We start from the raw sequence: 16,944 nt of genomic DNA, 5'->3' as shown, positions 1-16,944 counted from the left end.
TTTTATTTTGAAATGATTTTTCTTAGAAAATTTCTCTTCCTGAAAAATGGAATTTTGCTTCGATAAGAGCGTTTTCGTCAGAGTCAGAACCGTGAACAGCGTTTTCTCCGATGCTTCTTGCAAACATTTTTCTGATTGTTCCTTCTGCAGCTTCAGCAGGATTAGTAGAACCGATTAATGTTCTGAAATCTTCTACAGCATTATCTTTCTCAAGAACAGCAGCTACAATTGGTCCAGAGCTCATGAAATCTACCAATTCTCCGTAGAATGGTCTTTCAGCGTGAACTTCATAGAATTTTTTTGCATCTGCAACAGTAAGTTGAGTCAATTTCATTGCTTTAATTTTGAAACCACCTTCTGCGATCTTTCCTAATATAGCACCGATATGTCCGTCTGCAACTGCATCTGGCTTAATCATAGTGAATGTAATGTTAGACATAAATGTATATTTTTTTAATGGCGCAAAAATACAAAAAATTCTTTTGATTTTAATTTTAAAATATTTTTAACATAAAAATAACATTTGTTAAGGTTTTATGAACGAAACTTTGGCACAGTAATTGTTGATTCTATTATGATTCTCATGTTTAATTTGAGTTTTCATGGTTATTAGTTTTTACCCAGCTTCGGCTGGGTTTTTTATTGCCCGTGATTCCCCAAAAACTAAGCCTAACTTCCGGTTTCTAAAAGAATTAAACGTTTATTTAAATTTTAAATTCCAAATATTAAACTTTGTTCATCCAGAATTTGGAATTTAATGCAGGGTTAAAATAGTTGGAAACTTATTCTGTGAGTAAAAAATTTTTGCATACGAGAAATTGAAATTCATTATTAAAACTCCTGCTCATCCTTCATTAATCATAATGCTTAATTTTACGTATAGGTTCGCAAAGGTTCAGCAAAGATGACACGGCTGCTTTGTCATTCTGACACAGCCTGAAGGGATTCAAACGAAGTTCAAAGAATCTAAATTTTTTTTAATGATGATAAGCCACGGACAACCATTTTAAAACTAAGTTTGTTTAAACTAGTTTTAAATTTAACTGCAAAAGAGACAAAGGACTTTACTGGATTTATTTAAAGTATTTCAAAAGTCTGCAAAGAGAAAAAATCTTTGATTTTTTTAACTTATGTGCCCTTTCTTTCCATTTAAATAGTAAGCTTAAACAACTTAAGTGTTAAAATCTTTGCGGTAAAAAAGTTTAGACAAGTTACTTTAATAATGGAGAAATTTCCGGAAAATAGAAATTATTTTTGAGAAGCTTCTTCCGCCTCTTCCATTAATTTAATATAGGTAGAATATCTTGAATGCTGAATTTCTCCGGTTTTCAGCCCATCGATTACCGCACATTTCGGTTCGTTGATATGAAGACAGTTGTGGTATTTGCATTCTTCTCTTTTTTTGAAAATTTCAGGAAAATAATGCTGAACCTCTTCTTTTTCGATGTCGATCATGGCAAATTCACGAACTCCGGGAGTATCAATTACGTTTCCGCCAAAATCCCAGAAATGCATCTGCGCAAAGGTGGTCGTATGTTTTCCTTTTAAATGCGTATCGGAAATTTCAGAAGTTTTCAGGTTAAGTCCCGGTTGCAAAGCATTCACCAGAGTAGACTTTCCACAGCCTGAATGTCCGAAAAAAACTGACGTTTTGTCTTTCAGCAATTCCTGCAGCTTTTCCAGATTTAATTTTGAATAGGAAGAAATTTCCAGAGCATCGTAGCTGATTTCATTGTAAAGAAACTCAATATCCTTTACAATTTCGATTTCTTCTTCATGCAGAACATCAATTTTATTGAATAAAATCAGCGGAGTAATATTGTAGGCTTCGCAACACGCCAGAAAACGGTCTAGAAATCCAAGGGAAGTTTCAGGATGTTTTAAAGTGAAAATAAAGCAGGCAAGATCGATATTTGAAGCGATAATGTGTGCTTCTTTTGAAAGGTTTACAGATTTTCGGATGAGATAGTTCCTCCGGGGCTCGATCTTTGTAATCCATGCGATATCATCTTGTTCCAGTTGAAATTCTACAAAATCTCCAACAGCAAGCGGATTGGTAAGTCTTGTTTTAATCAATTTAAATTTTCCGCGAATTCTTGCTTCGAAGATTTTCCCGGTTTCCATTTCCAAAACCTGATACCAGCTTCCTGTAGATTTAATGATTTTTCCTTTCATACTGTAAGATGCTGCAAATATAGGAAATTTAGTTTGAGTGTTTTAAAGTTTTAGAGCCGGAGAGCTTTTATAAAAGTCATCCAATTACTTTTTCACTCTCCAACTCTAATACTCTCCAACTCTAATACTCTCCCACTCTAAAACTCTCTGACTCTAAAACCAAATTACCTGTTAATCATAATACTGTTCTGAACCTCGATAGACTCTTCGTGGATCGCTTTGAATACTTTTTCTATGAATTCTTTCGTCATTCCGGTCTCAACAGCCTTCTGAGTAGCGTATTCCGTAATTTCTTTCCAACGTTCCGGCTGGAAAATCGCGATATCGTTTTCTTTTTTAAGCTTTCCGATCTTTTCAGAAATTTTCATTCTCTGCGCAAGCATTTCAATCAGTTGAAAATCTATATCAGAAATTAACGTTCTGTGTCTTCCCATTTCTCCTTCAAATCCTGCCAATCCTGAATTTCTCACCTTTAAGTTTCCGATTAGTTCTGCAAGAACTTCCGGTGTAATCTGCTGAGCTGCATCACTCCAAGCTTCATCCGGATTGCTGTGTGTTTCTATAATGGCTCCCTGGTAACCTACGTTTAAAGCTTCCTGCGTAATATCTGCCAAACCTGTTCTGTTTCCGCAGATGTGTGAAGGATCGATCAGCATCGGAATATTGGGGAACTGACTTTTAAAATCCAGAGCAATCTGCCAGTTCGGATTGTTTCTGTATTTTGTTTTCTGGTACGTAGAAAATCCTCTGTGAATAACTCCTAAATTGGTGATTCCCTGACCTAAAAGTCTTTCCAAAGCTCCGATCCACAAAGCAAGATCCGGATTTACAGGGTTTTTTACCAACACGGTTTTGTCTGTTCCTCTCAATGCCTGTGCAATTTCCTGAACGGTAAAAGGATTTACCGTAGAACGCGCCCCGATCCAAAGAATGTCTACATCTGCTTCCAAAGCAGCAAAAACGTGGTGTGCATTGGCAACTTCTGTCGCTGTTTTGAAACCGTATTCTTCCTTCACTTTTTTCAGCCAGTTAAGACCAATTACTCCTACTCCTTCAAATCCGTTCGGTTTTGTACGCGGCTTCCAGATTCCTGCACGGAAAACAGGAACATTGGCATTGGTTTCCCTGATTCTTTTTGCAATTTCCAGCATCTGTGCTTCACTTTCCGCACTGCACGGTCCTGCAATCATCATTGGCTGCTGGAATTCATTAATCCACTCGTTTTTTAAGTCTTTTAAATTCATATTTTTAATTTTACTATTATCATTATTGTTCATATTCAAACACAAAAAAGTATCATAAAATTACTTTATAATTCTTTCTAAAAAAAGCCGTTAAATTTTGTTTAAGGAATCAGGAAATAAGAAGAAATCTATAATCCTGTAGATTTTTTTGAAAGAAATTTATACTAGCAGTACCAATAATAAAATCGATAATACGTTCTGAAATTTCTAAAATACGGAAAAGAAAAGCCAAACTGCCCGCTAAAGAATTCAGCAGGAGCAAATACAGATTGATATGACTTTATTAATTTTTCCAAAATAAACTATCTATTTCTAGATTTTCGGTTTATATTTTAACTGAAAAACTGATGTCCTGTTTTTCAATTGCCTGACAAATATATAAATTTTATTTAAAAAAGAGTTTTAAGTACCATATTTTTTTTCAGATAAACATTACGATACTTTTATTGAGCATTATTTTGCAGAAAGCAGGCATTGAAATATAATATTGATTATCCGTTATCAATCATAATGCTTGATTTTAACGCTAAGCACGCAAAGATTTTTTATAAACAAACTGTTTTTAAGGTTCGCAGAGGCGTTAAAACTTAACTGAGATTGCAGATGTTTTTATTCTGACAAATTACGGACAATCAGAAATATAATTATGTTAAATCAAATTTCATCAGATCATCCAGATCCTTCAAAAGTGGATTTAGTTTAACAAATTTCTCGAATTTTTTTCTTGGAGTCATCACTTCTACTTTCAGGTTTTCGGCATCTCTTTTATAGACAACCTGAATAGAATGGTTATGAACTTTCGTTTTAAAATGATTAAAAAATTCACGGCTTACTTTATCAAACTCAGCTTTTGCAGAATCGGAAGGAAATAAAACGGTAATTTCATTTTCTCCGGATTTTATCATTTTGAAAGATTTAATGGCATTGAAAATAATGGCATCTTTTTTCTGGAGCTGCTTGAGCTGTAAATTCCATTCTGCCTGAAGATCTGTTTCGGTAAAATGATTTTGGGGAAGCTGTTCTGTTTTGGTTACAACTTTTTCTTCTACAACAGTTGTTTCTTCTTTGTTTAAAAAAGAACTGATGCTGAACCCTGAAGAAATTCCGGGTCTGGATAAAGGTTTTGAGGTTTTTTTGATCTCCGCGGCAACGGGAACTTCCGGATTTTCAGAAGACTGCTCCTGTTTAGGTTTCTGTTCCTGAGTTTCCGTAGGTTTTACGGGCATTTTGACTTCCTGCTTCTCACTGAGAAACGGAGCCAGAATTATAAACTTTTTTTTTTAGCAACGTCTGAATTAGCCGTCAAAGAAGCCAATTGCATTAATGCAATTTCTACTGTAAGTCTTGGATTTTTAGAATTCTTATAATTGATGTCTGCATGATTGCAAATTTCAATAGCATCAATAAGCTGTTGCGGATTCCATTTCTGAGCCTGTTCTACAAACTTTATTTTGGTCTGTTCTCCTACTTCTATCAGATCAATGGTTGAAGCATTTTGAGCCATCATCAGGTCTCTGAAATGACTTCCCAAACCTGCAATGAAAATATGAGGATCAAATCCTTTTTTCACAATTTCGTTAAATGCGGAAAGAACTTCGGGAATTTTATTTTGTTTGGCTAAATCTACAATTTTTAAGTACTGATCGTAGTCCAGAATATTTAAAACTTCTGCAGCTTTTGCCAAAGTAATATTCTTCTGGGAAAAAGTAGAGAGCCTGTCGAAGATGGAAAGTGCATCTCTTAAAGCTCCGTCTGCTTTCTGGGCAATAAGATACAACGCATCATCTTCATATTGAATATTCTCTTTCTGAGCGATATTTCTAAGATGTCCCTGAATGTCTTCAATTACGATTCTTTTAAAATCATAGATCTGACAGCGGGATAAGATCGTAGGAATAATTTTATGCTTTTCGGTAGTTGCTAAGATGAAAATAGCATGAGCAGGCGGTTCCTCAAGTGTTTTAAGGAAAGCGTTGAAGGCTGCAGAAGACAGCATATGAACCTCATCGATAATATACACTTTGTATTTACCAACCTGAGGCGCAAAACGTACCTGATCGATCAATTCTCTGATATCATCCACAGAGTTGTTCGATGCGGCATCCAGCTCATAAATGTTATAGGCAAAACCGTCCTCCGAAACTGATCCGTCCTTTTCATTGATCTTCCTTGCCAGAATTCTGGCACAGGTTGTTTTCCCTACTCCTCTCGGACCACAGAACAGTAATGCCTGAGCCAATTGATTTTCTTCAATAGCGTGTTCTAAAGTATCCGTAATATGAGACTGCCCAACAACAGTATCAAACTGCTGCGGGCGATATTTTCGTGCAGATACGATAAAATTTTCCATTGGCCAAAAATAAGAAATATTGTTCTAATTTAAAAATGAAAATCTTTTAAATTGTTTATAAAATACCCATTTTAGGACAACAGTAAATTTTTCTCATATTTATCTTTCCTCGTAAGCAAAATCGATGATCTCCGTGATTGCTTTTTCGATTTCTTTTCTGCCTTCGTCACTTTTTAAGTCTATTCCGCAGAATACACTTGCATTGTGTGCCGTGTAAAGATTAAGATAATAGGCTCCGGAAACCAGAAGTGCTGCGATGGCACGATATCTTACCGCTTTATCCTTAAAATGCGGATCTACGATGTTCGTGAAAAGCATTTCTCCCATTTCTTCTCTTTCATCTGCTACTTTTTTCAGGATCGGCTTACTTTCAGATAATCCCCAAAGAATAATTTTCTGAAGTTCCTTATTTTTCTTGATATGCTCAAACTGATTAAGGATGGCAACTTTAGAAAGTTCTTTTCCTCCATCAGAAAAATCCACATGAATATTATCCTGGTTCATTTTGCTCCAGTAATCCTGAGATCTGATATATTCATCAATAAGTTTTTCGGTACTTCCGAAATATTCGTAAATCAATTTTTTATCAAATCCTGCCACTGCTGCTATTTTACTCACCTTCAAACCTGAATACCCTTTGGTTCTCAGAATTTTACCAACAGCAGCAAGCAATTTTTGCTTTGTTTTTTCTTTGTCCCTTATAGGACCTTGTACAACTTTTCTTGGCATTTGTTATCTATTTTTTTGCAATATGCAACTTTTTATTGATATCCTCAAAGGCATTGAGGGTTTTATCAAGATGTTCTTTATCATGTGTTGCCGTTACACTCATCCTGATACGGGCATCTTTTCTGGCTACAGCAGGGTAAATAATAGGATTTGTATACACTCCGTGTTCAAGAAGCATTCTTCCTACATCGCCTGTAATGTGCGGATCTCCTATTTTTACGGGAACAACCGCGGAACAGGTTGTCCCTGTATCCAATCCCAAATCATTAAGTCCTTTTTTGAAGTAATTGATATTTTCCCATAGTTTTTCTCTCCAGTGGGGCTCTTCATCAATAAGCTCTATGGCTTTTACAATTCCTGTAGCTGTGGAAGGAGGCGTTGTAGCCGAAAATATCTGCTGTCTGGACTGGAATCTTATGAAATTCGTAAGACTTTTGTTGGCAATAACATACCCTCCGAGATTACCAAATGTTTTACTGAAAGTTCCTGTTATAATATCTATTTTATCCAGCAGACCGGTATCTTCAATCGTACCTCTTCCTGTTTTTCCTAAAATACCTACCCCGTGAACATCATCAACCATAAGGTAAGCGTTATATTTTTTTACTAAGTTATAAATTTCTTCAATAGGTGCAGTGTCTCCATCCTGAGAATATACACCGTCTATTACCACAAGCTTTGTACGAAATTGTTTTTCCGATGTTTTTAAAATCTGTTCCAGAGCCTCCAGATTATTATGCGGAAATGTTTTTCTGTTGGTAAGAATACATCCTTCGTATACACTTGCATGAACTGCCATATCTACAATCGCAATGTCTTCTTTCTGCAACAGGATTTGTAAAGTTGCACTGTTTGTCGTGTATCCTGTTGTAAAAATTACGGCTTCGTCCTGAGAACGTCCAAAAAAGGAAGCAATTTTAGCCTCCAAATCGTTGTGGTAAGAGTAATACCCTCCGATAAGCGGTGTTGCAGCCGTACCGGTTCCGTATTTTTCCACTCCTTCTATAGCCGCCTGCTTTACTTTAGGGTGTTGTGTAAACCCTAAGTAATCACTTGTAACGAAGCTTACAAACTCTCTGGTTACGTTGTGAGTTCCTACATTCATTACAGAACTGCAACCTGTATTATTCTGCAATCTGTAGTGATGACGCCCGTTTGATTTCATGTATTCCAGAAAGTCATAGTAAATGTCTGCACGCTCCATCATATCGAAGCCCGGAATATTTTCGAAATCCTTAAAAGTCGCTGTTGAAAAGTTAATATCCATCCTTAATTTTGTTAGCTGTTTAATGTTAAAACAAATATAGTATTATTTTAAAAAAAAATAAATTAATTTCCTACAAAAATTTATTATGTATAAAATATTTTTATTAAATAATCTTAAAAAAATTTAATATTCATAAAATAAATTAAATATTAACAAAAAAATAATAAAATAAAAAATTATATAACCGCTTAGGAATTAAGCAATTAACATCTTGGGTGTTTAACGATGATTTGGTGTTGATGATTTACAATTTTTCCGGCTTAATATCATTGAAAATCAGAAATATAAAAAAGTACAAAATCCTTTATGCGGAATTCCACTCATGCCTTTCTTAACATTATCCTTTAGAATGTACTGTCCGTAATCATTAAGCTAAATCGTTATTCTATTTGGGTAAAAACTGTTACTAAAAAAATATCATTCATTAAAAGCAATTTCACCTCCAATGGAATTATAACAAATATAAATATTTTATTTAAGAAAATTTAAGATTTAAAAAATATTATTTTAACAGATAATACAAGAAATCAGCAACAATAATTCAGTTATCCTTTATTAATCGTAATATCCGAAGCTTTTAAGTCTTTATTGCTATGAATTTAATTGTGTATAAATACCTAATTAAGCACGAAGCTACATTTTTATTCAAATGTTTTTAAATGATAACAGTCAATAATAAACTCTGTTAAATATTACATCTGTCGAATATCTTATTACAAATTTTCAATACATTTAATCAGATTATAAAAATTGGTTGGATATTTGAAGTATAAGATTAACAGCCAAACATAATTTTTCACCAATTCACTTAAAGTAATTATTATGATTATTCAGTACTCTTTTCTTACAGACTACATCATACGGATGATGAGAAAATCATTTACAATACCCGTCAATTAATTTCCAGTTATCATTTTAACGTGTTATTAACTATTGTAAACTTAAGCTTTTACCATTATGATTTTTGAAGAGAACCATTCTGTATTACAGGATAATCATAACCTTTCGTATGTAAAAAATGTAATCAATTTTCACGGAGACAAATCTTTCATTCTTAACTCTTTACAGAAAATAAAGAATAATACAATCTGTAAAATTAAGAGAAAAACCATTAATAAACTGATTAAACAATATACTCGTCATCTTAATCAGTATATTGAGAATGAAGATATTAACTCCAAACCTGAGAATTATGAACTTTCGCCTGTTTATGCACGACAGTCGTATGAAAAAGTGATAAAAGAAGATGAATATCTTCAGAAAGTATTAACCTTTCTAATGAATCAGTGAAAGTCTTTCTTCCTCCAGATCGATCTTTACAAGATGTCTGCGGATAAGATCTTCGTCAAAATGCTGTTTTTTGTCATAGTTTTGCTCAATCAGCCACGCTCTTTGCGTATTCAGAATATCCAGATAAGCACCTTTAATTTCGGAAGATAGTTTGATATCAGATTCTTTTTCGACTTTACCTTTCCACTTTTCATGTATCTGTTGTAAAAACATACTTTTTTGCAACAGTTCACCATGATTTTGTCTAAGATGCTCTAAAGTCATTTTTGCCATTTCACGACGGATTAATTCTTCAGCCTCATCTTCAGGAAGATGATCGTTATATGAAGGAATTTCCATCTTTCTGATAAGGTAAGGAAGTGTAAGTCCCTGAACTAAAAGTGTCGTTAAAATTACAATAAAAGTGATGAATAAAATTAAGTTTCGCTGAGGAAAATCCGGTCCGTTATGATACAGTTTTACTGGAATTGAAAGCGCAGCAGCTAAAGACACTACTCCCCTCATTCCTGTCCAACCCAAGAGAATCGGAGCTTTAAATCCCGGACTTCGGTTATCGGCAACCGTGATGAAGTTTCTTGCAATTAAAGTGACCACTACCGCTCCGTAAGCCGACAGAATTCTTACCACGATCAAAACCGCAGTTACAAGCAATCCGTATCCTACCGCAGCGTAAATACTTACTTCTCCCAAACCTGAAGTAATTTCCGGAAGATCCAGACCAATGAGGATAAAAACCAAACCATTAAGTACAAAAGACAGACTTTCCCAGACATTCAGTCCGCGCAAACGTGATGAAGTACTGAGAAAATTATGACGGTTATTGGAAAGCAGCAATCCGCCGCTTACGACGGCCAAAACTCCTGAACTGTGCGCTTCTTCTGCGGCGATATACATTAAATAGGGCGCAACAATGGTGAGAATGGTATCCATATTGGCATCTGTAGGAAGAAGTTTATGCCCTTTCATGAAAAGCCATCCAATGATTAACCCGATTCCGATTCCGCCAATCAGCATCCATGAAAAGCTGAAAACTGCATCCTGCCAGATAAACTGTCCGGTTGCAACGGCAATCATCGCAAAACGGAAAATAATTAAGGAGGATGCGTCATTCAGCAGACTTTCTCCTTCCAGAATAGAAGACAGCCTTTTCTGAACTTTTACAAATTTAAGAATCGCTCCTGCGCTTACTGCATCGGGCGGCGAAACAATTCCCCCCAAAAGAAATCCTAAAGCAAGAGAAAATCCCGGAATAAAATGATTGGCAACAAAGGCTACTGTAGTTGCCGTAAGAAACACAACAACGAAGGCAAAACTTCCTATAATTCTACGCCATTTCCAGAGTTCCTTCCAGGAAATTGCCCATGCCGCTTCATAAAGCAACGGAGGAAGAAAGATAATAAAAATAAGCTCCGGATCTATTCTGATGATGGGAACATTGGGAATAAAACTGATTAAAAGTCCCGCTATAACCAGCAGAACAGGATAAGCAACCCTAATCTTATTAGCAATCATGATAATAAAGACAATGGCTAGAATCAGTGAGAGATAAAAAGGAAAGTTTTCAATCATTTTAAATTTTTTCAGAATTAAAGATACATATTATAGTGAAAAACTGCCGGAAAAATTTAACCGGAAAATGTTGAGTTAATTTAAAAATTCAATTAAAAATCAATTAAAAAAGACATTTTAAAGATTTAAAAAATTTCATCAAATTAGCAGATCAAAATAACTCCATAATTTTTTTGCTTGATTTTTTAAGCACATCATGAATATTCCAAGGAAAGCAGACAGGAAAAGCAGACGGTTCTACTACATCAAACTGTGTATATTTTTATCGGGACTTTCGGTATTTGCGCAGCTTTATCTTTTTCAGCCGTTATTGCCAATGGTCGCAGAGCATTTCCACACAACAGTTGGCGACAGTTCTTTGCTGGTTTCTTCTTCTACGATCGGAATGGCTTTAGGACTTTTCTTTTTTGCGTTCCGTGCAGACAGTTTTTCACGAAAGAAACTGATGGTTTTTTCTTTAATAGCATCGGCAGTTTTAACCATCATTTCAACATGGATTCCGAGTTTAATGCTGCTCATCATCATTGGAATGGTAAAAGGTTTTGTCATTTCAGGAGTTTCTTCTGTGGCTCTGGCTTATCTTACGGAGGAGGTTGAAATTTCTGTGGTGGCTTTGGCAATCAGTATGTATCTCAGCGGCAATACAATTGGAGGAATGAGCGGAAGGATTTTAGCAACTCTTCTTGCCGGAGAATTCGGTTGGAGAAATGCTGTTTTGGTGATCGGTCTTCAAAGTCTGGTGTTGGGACTTATTTTCTGGAAACTTTTTCCGGATTCAAAATTTTTCAAACCTCAGAAAACAGATTATCATCTGAAAATAAAGCAGATGAAAAGACTGATCCGTGATTCTTATATTCTCCGACTGTATTTTATCGCTGCTTTGCTGATGGGAACTTTTGTAAGCATTTATAATTATATGACATTCCGATTGGAATCTGATCCGTTTTCTTTGAGCCATGTTTTTATTGCTTTTATTTTTCTGATGTACACTTTCGGTGTTTTGGGAACTATGATAACCAGCAGATTATCCGTAAAATTTGAAAAGAAATACATTCTGAAAGGTGCAATTTTCTTTTTGTTAACCGGACTTATTCTTCTTCTTTCAGAAAATATCTATGTTGTAGTATTTGGACTAGGTTTATTTACGTTATGCTTTTTTGCTGCTCATACCATGGCAAGTCAGATGACAGCGTTGCATGCAAAAGAAGGAAAATCTTCAGCAACTTCCATTTACTGGCTTTTTTATTATTTCGGATCCAGTTTTTTAGGAAGCGGAACAGGATATCTGCTCCACTCTACTTCATGGAATGTTTTTATTGCTACATTAATTTTGGTGATTATCATCGCATTTGCATTAACTATTGAATATAAGTCATTGAAAACTGAATAATTACATTTTTTTGATTTAACATAAATACCACATAAGTACCACAAATTTAACTTTCACAAATATTGTTTAAATCTTTTTAAATAATATAAAGTATTATATATCAACAATTTAAACAAAAATCACCATTTATAATTAACAATAGTTTAATTTATATTCAAAACATAAGGCATAGTATTTGCAAAACTACTTATACAAGGGCATTCACTAACCTTGGAATAATAACATAAACACCCACAAAATATTATGAACGTTGCAGATTTAAAAATTAAAAATCTAGTGGAATATAAAAATCAGATTTATAAGATTACTGAAATATTCCAGAATGATGAAAAAGATTATTTTGTACAGATTGAAAATGATTTCCATAGCTTTTCTGCTCCGGCAAAATCAATCAAGCCTATTCAGATTACCGAAGAGTGGCTGGAAAAATTCGGGTTTTCTAGAACATACAGCTCAGAACAGCGCATTCGTTACGAGAGACCTGAAACTTTCATAAAATATGATTTTGATCTTGATTCCAGAAAGATTGTTGAAGGTCTGAAAATCTACGGAAATTCTATTAAATGCAAGTACATCCATGAATTTCAGAATATTTTTTCTTGTCTTTTCGGTAAAGAACCCACTTCCATAAGTTATGGACTGATGCACACCGAATCTTAATAATATATACTTTCATTAAAAAACCACAACTCTCGGGTTGTGGTTTTGTTTTTATTCCTCTTCCAGTACTTCTTCCAAAGCTACAGGATCTGCTTCTTCCTGATATTGCTCCCACTCTTTCTCAAGTTGTTTATTGGTCTTCATTTCCTCTTCAAGCTTCAGTGTTTCACGATATTGTTTTGCTTCTGCGGTAAGAGTCCATTTACAGATAATTCCGGTATCTTCCAGATAATTTTTAATATCGTTAATTCCAAGTCTGAAAAATTCTTTCCGCGGATTGATTTTATTAAGCTGATTTTTTAAAAACTTTTTGTGAAGCTGTCTTTCCAAAGCCGGAGCATCATCAGAATAAATCATGGCGTGAACATCAAATTCAAATGGCACACTTGCATCGCCAAGTTCACGAACACGATCCAGCGGTTCCAGACGTCTTGTCATCCCGATCTTATAAACATCCTCTCCAAATGATCCTACATTTGAAATAATATAAACATTTCCGGAACGCGTTTGCTGTGCCATCGAAATTGCTCTTTGATTTTTTTCTTCCGCAACCATTAATTTACCCTGAAGTTCTTCGAGTTTCTGCTGGAAAATAAGTCTCTGCTCTTCATTGGCTTTGGCAACCTGCGATTCGGCTTTTTCAATCAGTCTTTTCAACGTTAATTCTTCTTTTTCGGCATCTTTTATGGCTTTTTCGTACTCTCTTCTTGCTTTTTCTTCCTCCCGCATCTGTTCCCTGATCTGTCTTTGCTCTTCCTGTTCCTGCCATTTCAGCTCCTGAGCAATAACTGCCCATTTCAGTTCTTCAAGACGGGCTTCGTGGTATTCTACCGAAATTCTGGCTTTTCTGAACGCTTCTCCGTTAAAATTAACCAACTGAAAAGCATCATCAATTTTCTGTTTAAGAATTCCGTAATTGTCTTTTTTTACTGAATTTAAAATGGTTTCAACTTTTCCGTTGTAAGCATCGATTACAAAGTCTATGGCGATATTTCTTCTGAATTCATCCATATATTCGCAGATTCCGGCTTGTCGGCTTGTGATCATTAATTTGTTATTCTGTCGAAGCTTTTTAAGATTTTCTCCGGCTTCTTTGTGGCTGAATTCTTCAGCAAGATCATCCAGCAAAGTATAAGATGGCACAATGTATTCGTTTCCGTAACCTTGTATCACATTTTTCATTGCTTTTATTCTGTCGGCAATTTCATTGGCTTCGCGCAAACTTCTGTAAGCATCTCCTCCGATGGCAAGTGCTTTGTCTTCAGCAGTATCAATAATTCTTTTGGATTCTCTTACTGCATTTTCATACAATAATTCAACTTCTCTGGTTCTTTTTTCAACAAGTTCCTTCGCCATTCTTCTCGATTCTTTCGCCTGAAGCTGCGCGTTATCCAGCTCCGCCTGTGCTCTTTCTTTTAATTTTAAACTGTCTCTTTCCGCTCTTTTCAGAAGATATTCGCATTCTACCTGAACATTAATGATGTCCTGATATTTACTTAAAGCATCATTTTGAGTTTTCAATTGAATATTATTTTCGTCCACCGAACGTTTCTCGATTTGCAGATTAGAAAAATCGGCTCTTAATCTCTGGATTTTGTCCTGTAAAGATCTTTTGTCTGAATTGAGGTTTGAAATCTCGGCTCTGAGCTGATTGATTTCCTTGTTGAGATTTGCAATCTGAGCTTCTTTCTCCGAAACCTGTTTTTTATTTTTACCTGATTTACTGAATGCAACAATCAGCAGAACCGATAAAATAATAATGAGTAAAATTTCCATATAATTAAAGTTTTTATTTGATGATTAGATTGAACAATAATACGCTTTTCGAACATCTGTTGATTATGGTTTCCCACAAGTTCATAAAAAAATTCGGCTTCAAATCGAAGATTTGAAGCCGAACACACCATCTAAAAAAAATATTATGCCTCTGCATATTCCCATACTCCGGAAACGGAAAGCAATTCCAGCCCCGGTTGTTTTTCGCCATAACTGAAAATTACGATGTATTTTGCAGCGCAGGATTCGCAGTCTGTCCCAAAATACAACGTTGGTAAATTATGAACTGTAAATTCACCGGCATGAAGCATATTCTTTTGCGTCTCTTTTACCATTGAATTTTTAAGCAATTCGTCAACAGATAGAATTTTATTTTCATGATAAAGTTGAAAAATCGGAAAACCAGATTCGTAAGGAGTAATTTTTACCAGATTTTCATGACTGCATTTACAACAGATGAATTTCAGCTCCGCAGACGAACTGATTTCATCATTAATAAACGAATCTTTCAGAATAATTGCCTTATTTAAAACCTGTATTTTCTTTGTTATTGCGTACATTTTCAATTAAATTTATTGAATCACCATTCCAACCGCCGAAGGATAATTTCCGCTCGGACTTCTTTTTATCGTTACTTTAATATAACCTTCCTGCGCAAGTTTATTCCATGTTTTTGTATATCCGGTAGAAGGGTCCAGAGGAATTTTCCACATCGTCTGTTTCCCTTTTCCAACCTGCCCGAACCACGGAATAATGTCTGCCGTTTGTCCCTTGAAAGGTAGCAAATTATTCAAAACTTCTATTTCATAATAAAAATCATAGGCATTTTCCGGTTTGTTAAGGGCGCGTTGAGCAAAAGTATAAACGTAGCCATTGATGATCGGGCTTGTAAAATTTCCACCCAAAGTCGGCGCTCCGGTTCCGCTGTATGTTCCGATTGCCCCGCTGTAGCGGTCATATTTTTGTCCGGCGGTAAAATCTGTATTATCCACAATATTATAACCTCCGTTTGCAGGCGGCCATCCTCCGTTAAAGTTATTCGCTTTAAAAACAGATTCCAGTTCGCCCCATTTTCCCTGCTTGTATAAATCGTAAATCTGATTTCTTAAGGTTTGATTTACTGTATTCGAAGGATCATAAGTTGAAGCGAGCTCATCGGCATTTTTATAAAATACCGTGGTTACTTCACTGGGCGCATTTTCATCTTCTATGGTGGAAGAACTGCACGCTACAGAAAACAGTACAACCGACAGAAACGAAATGTAATTGAGTAGTTTTTTCATGTTGATGAATTTCAATAATTATTAATTTAAAAAATGTTAAAGCAAAAACAGCCTCACAGATCGTTATGAGGCCGCCATTACTAATTTAATTTCATATCCCAACCTCTTACATCCTTTTTTTCCAAAACACTGAATCGCTCCAGCGTTGTTCTTTCTGATAAAAAAATGTTTTCGTCGTGAGATAATTATGATATATTGTATTAATGTTCTCCTGATAGTTAATAAAAGTATTTTCGTGTCCTGAGTCTGCATCAATAATCGCTTTTGCAGCATGACAGGCGGAACTTATGGCAAAACCGATCCCCATGGATGAAATAGGATCAAATGAAGCGACTGCATCTCCCACCGCCAGAAAATTTTTGCTTGAACGGATGTCTGCAATCTGAGAAAATGCATTTTTCACCCAGGGTTTTCCTTCGGAAGCCGCTTTTGATATTTTATGCTGAATGTGTTTTGTTTTTGATAATAACCTAATCCAGTTTTCGGTATTTTCAAGCTTTTTTTCTTTAATAATCTGTGCGTCCGAAAAGAAAGTTAAAGTCATCTTATGATTCGGCAGAGAAGCACAATACCACCAGCCATCTTCAATAGATTCTATCATGATGTTCTGCTTAATGGTCTGAGATTCATCAAAATAAAAAAATCTTCCGATCGCGGCAAGTTCGTCATACCGTTTTGACTGAACTCCGATTTTCCGGCATACACTTCCCATTCTTCCGGTTGCATCAATCAGATAATCTGCTTTTATCGTGAAGTTTCCTTTGGTTTCATGTTTTACATTTACCGTCCAGTGATTGTTTTCATCCTGATCAAAAGACAGGCATTTCGTTCTCGGAAAAATAATCCCTCCTTTTTCTGATACATTTTCCAGAAGCAGATAATCGAATTCTTCCCGATTAAGCTGAAAGCTCTCGGTTTCTGTATTGAAAATAGAATCGCGAACCATCAGTCTTTCGCTTCCCCAAGCTGCGGTACTGCTGTGTCCCCTGATAAAATTATTCTGATCCAGAGCTGTTTTTTCAATTCCCATATAACTGAGAAGATCAAAAATACTTGAGTTCACCTGTTCACCGATTTTTACAGATTCCAGACCGGTTTCTTCTACGATAACTACTTTCAGGTCAGAATATTTAAGCAGACTTAAAGCGGCAGAAGTCCCTGCTGGACCTCCACCGACAATTAATACACTAGTTTCTAACAAGTTTTGCATT

Annotated in this window: 15 protein-coding genes; 3 read left to right on the top strand and 12 right to left on the bottom strand. The window is 35.4% G+C overall.

The genetic code is table 11. The annotated features are described in order from the left end of the window. Positions 1–22: 22 nt before the first annotated feature. The 7 genes from KKI44_RS01805 to KKI44_RS01775 all read right to left on the bottom strand — a co-directional run bounded on the left by KKI44_RS01805 (position 23) and on the right by KKI44_RS01775 (position 7,765). Positions 23–439, bottom strand: coding sequence for a nucleoside-diphosphate kinase (locus KKI44_RS01805; protein ID WP_076390425.1), 417 nt, complete (start codon positions 437–439; stop codon positions 23–25). A gap of 809 nt (positions 440–1,248) precedes the next feature. Continuing rightward, positions 1,249–2,175: a ribosome small subunit-dependent GTPase A gene (rsgA, locus tag KKI44_RS01800; protein WP_214589585.1), complete on the bottom strand. Its 927-nt coding sequence runs from the start codon at positions 2,173–2,175 to the stop codon at positions 1,249–1,251. 164 nt (positions 2,176–2,339) lie between these two features. Beyond that, a complete protein-coding gene (locus KKI44_RS01795; RefSeq protein ID WP_076390562.1) occupies positions 2,340–3,419 on the bottom strand; it encodes a chorismate mutase in 1,080 nt (359 codons plus the stop codon). A 644-nt stretch (positions 3,420–4,063) separates the two neighbouring features. Next, complete coding sequence (locus KKI44_RS01790) at positions 4,064–4,645, bottom strand: hypothetical protein (RefSeq protein WP_214589584.1); 582 nt, start codon at positions 4,643–4,645, stop codon at positions 4,064–4,066. Between the two features lie 38 nt (positions 4,646–4,683). Then, positions 4,684–5,769 carry a DNA polymerase III subunit gamma/tau gene (dnaX, locus tag KKI44_RS01785; protein WP_214589583.1) on the bottom strand — a complete coding sequence of 362 codons (1,086 nt, stop codon included), beginning with the start codon at positions 5,767–5,769 and terminating at the stop codon, positions 4,684–4,686. 99 nt (positions 5,770–5,868) lie between these two features. Further along, positions 5,869–6,498 (bottom strand): TetR/AcrR family transcriptional regulator, encoded by a 630-nt coding sequence (locus KKI44_RS01780; RefSeq protein WP_214589582.1) that lies wholly within the window; start codon positions 6,496–6,498, stop codon positions 5,869–5,871. A gap of 7 nt (positions 6,499–6,505) precedes the next feature. Next, positions 6,506–7,765, bottom strand: a complete 1,260-nt coding sequence (locus tag KKI44_RS01775) for an aminotransferase class I/II-fold pyridoxal phosphate-dependent enzyme (protein ID WP_214589581.1) — start codon at positions 7,763–7,765, stop codon at positions 6,506–6,508. Positions 7,766–8,722: 957 nt separating this feature from the next. On the opposite strand from KKI44_RS01775, the gene KKI44_RS01770 reads away from it, so the two are divergent. Then, positions 8,723–9,055, top strand: coding sequence for a hypothetical protein (locus KKI44_RS01770; RefSeq protein WP_214589580.1), 333 nt, complete (start codon positions 8,723–8,725; stop codon positions 9,053–9,055). Here the strand turns inward: KKI44_RS01770 and KKI44_RS01765 are convergent. Beyond that, positions 9,041–10,624 carry a Na+/H+ antiporter gene (locus KKI44_RS01765; RefSeq protein ID WP_214589579.1) on the bottom strand — a complete coding sequence of 528 codons (1,584 nt, stop codon included), beginning with the start codon at positions 10,622–10,624 and terminating at the stop codon, positions 9,041–9,043. The two genes, KKI44_RS01770 and KKI44_RS01765, sit on opposite strands and share 15 nt — an antisense overlap. 196 nt (positions 10,625–10,820) lie before the next feature. Here KKI44_RS01765 and KKI44_RS01760 point away from each other — a divergent pair, with 196 nt between their 5' ends. Together KKI44_RS01760 and KKI44_RS01755 are read left to right on the top strand one after the other, a co-directional pair. Beyond that, positions 10,821–12,014: an MFS transporter gene (locus KKI44_RS01760; protein ID WP_214589578.1), complete on the top strand. Its 1,194-nt coding sequence runs from the start codon at positions 10,821–10,823 to the stop codon at positions 12,012–12,014. Between the two features lie 243 nt (positions 12,015–12,257). After that, positions 12,258–12,674, top strand: a complete 417-nt coding sequence (locus KKI44_RS01755) for a hypothetical protein (RefSeq protein ID WP_214589577.1) — start codon at positions 12,258–12,260, stop codon at positions 12,672–12,674. Between the two features lie 51 nt (positions 12,675–12,725). Here KKI44_RS01755 and KKI44_RS01750 read toward each other — a convergent pair whose 3' ends face one another. The 4 genes from KKI44_RS01750 to lodB form a co-directional block, all read right to left on the bottom strand. Further along, positions 12,726–14,450, bottom strand: a complete 1,725-nt coding sequence (locus KKI44_RS01750) for a DUF4041 domain-containing protein (protein WP_214589576.1) — start codon at positions 14,448–14,450, stop codon at positions 12,726–12,728. Between the two features lie 143 nt (positions 14,451–14,593). Continuing rightward, the gene (locus KKI44_RS01745) at positions 14,594–15,010 is read right to left on the bottom strand and encodes a hypothetical protein (protein WP_214589575.1); all 417 of its coding nucleotides are present in this window, start codon (positions 15,008–15,010) and stop codon (positions 14,594–14,596) included. Positions 15,011–15,022: 12 nt separating this feature from the next. Next, positions 15,023–15,733 carry a glycohydrolase toxin TNT-related protein gene (locus KKI44_RS01740; RefSeq protein WP_214589574.1) on the bottom strand — a complete coding sequence of 237 codons (711 nt, stop codon included), beginning with the start codon at positions 15,731–15,733 and terminating at the stop codon, positions 15,023–15,025. A 106-nt stretch (positions 15,734–15,839) separates the two neighbouring features. Further along, on the bottom strand, positions 15,840–16,943 hold the full coding sequence (lodB, locus tag KKI44_RS01735; RefSeq protein WP_214589573.1) for a lysine-epsilon-oxidase maturase LodB: 1,104 nt from the start codon (positions 16,941–16,943) through the stop codon (positions 15,840–15,842). Position 16,944 lies beyond the last annotated feature (1 nt).

The sequence above is a fragment of the Chryseobacterium sp. ZHDP1 genome, assembly GCF_018603435.1.
GTDB classification, from domain to species: Bacteria; Bacteroidota; Bacteroidia; order Flavobacteriales; family Weeksellaceae; genus Chryseobacterium; species Chryseobacterium indicum.
This window is presented reverse-complemented; position numbering and strand designations above follow the sequence as displayed.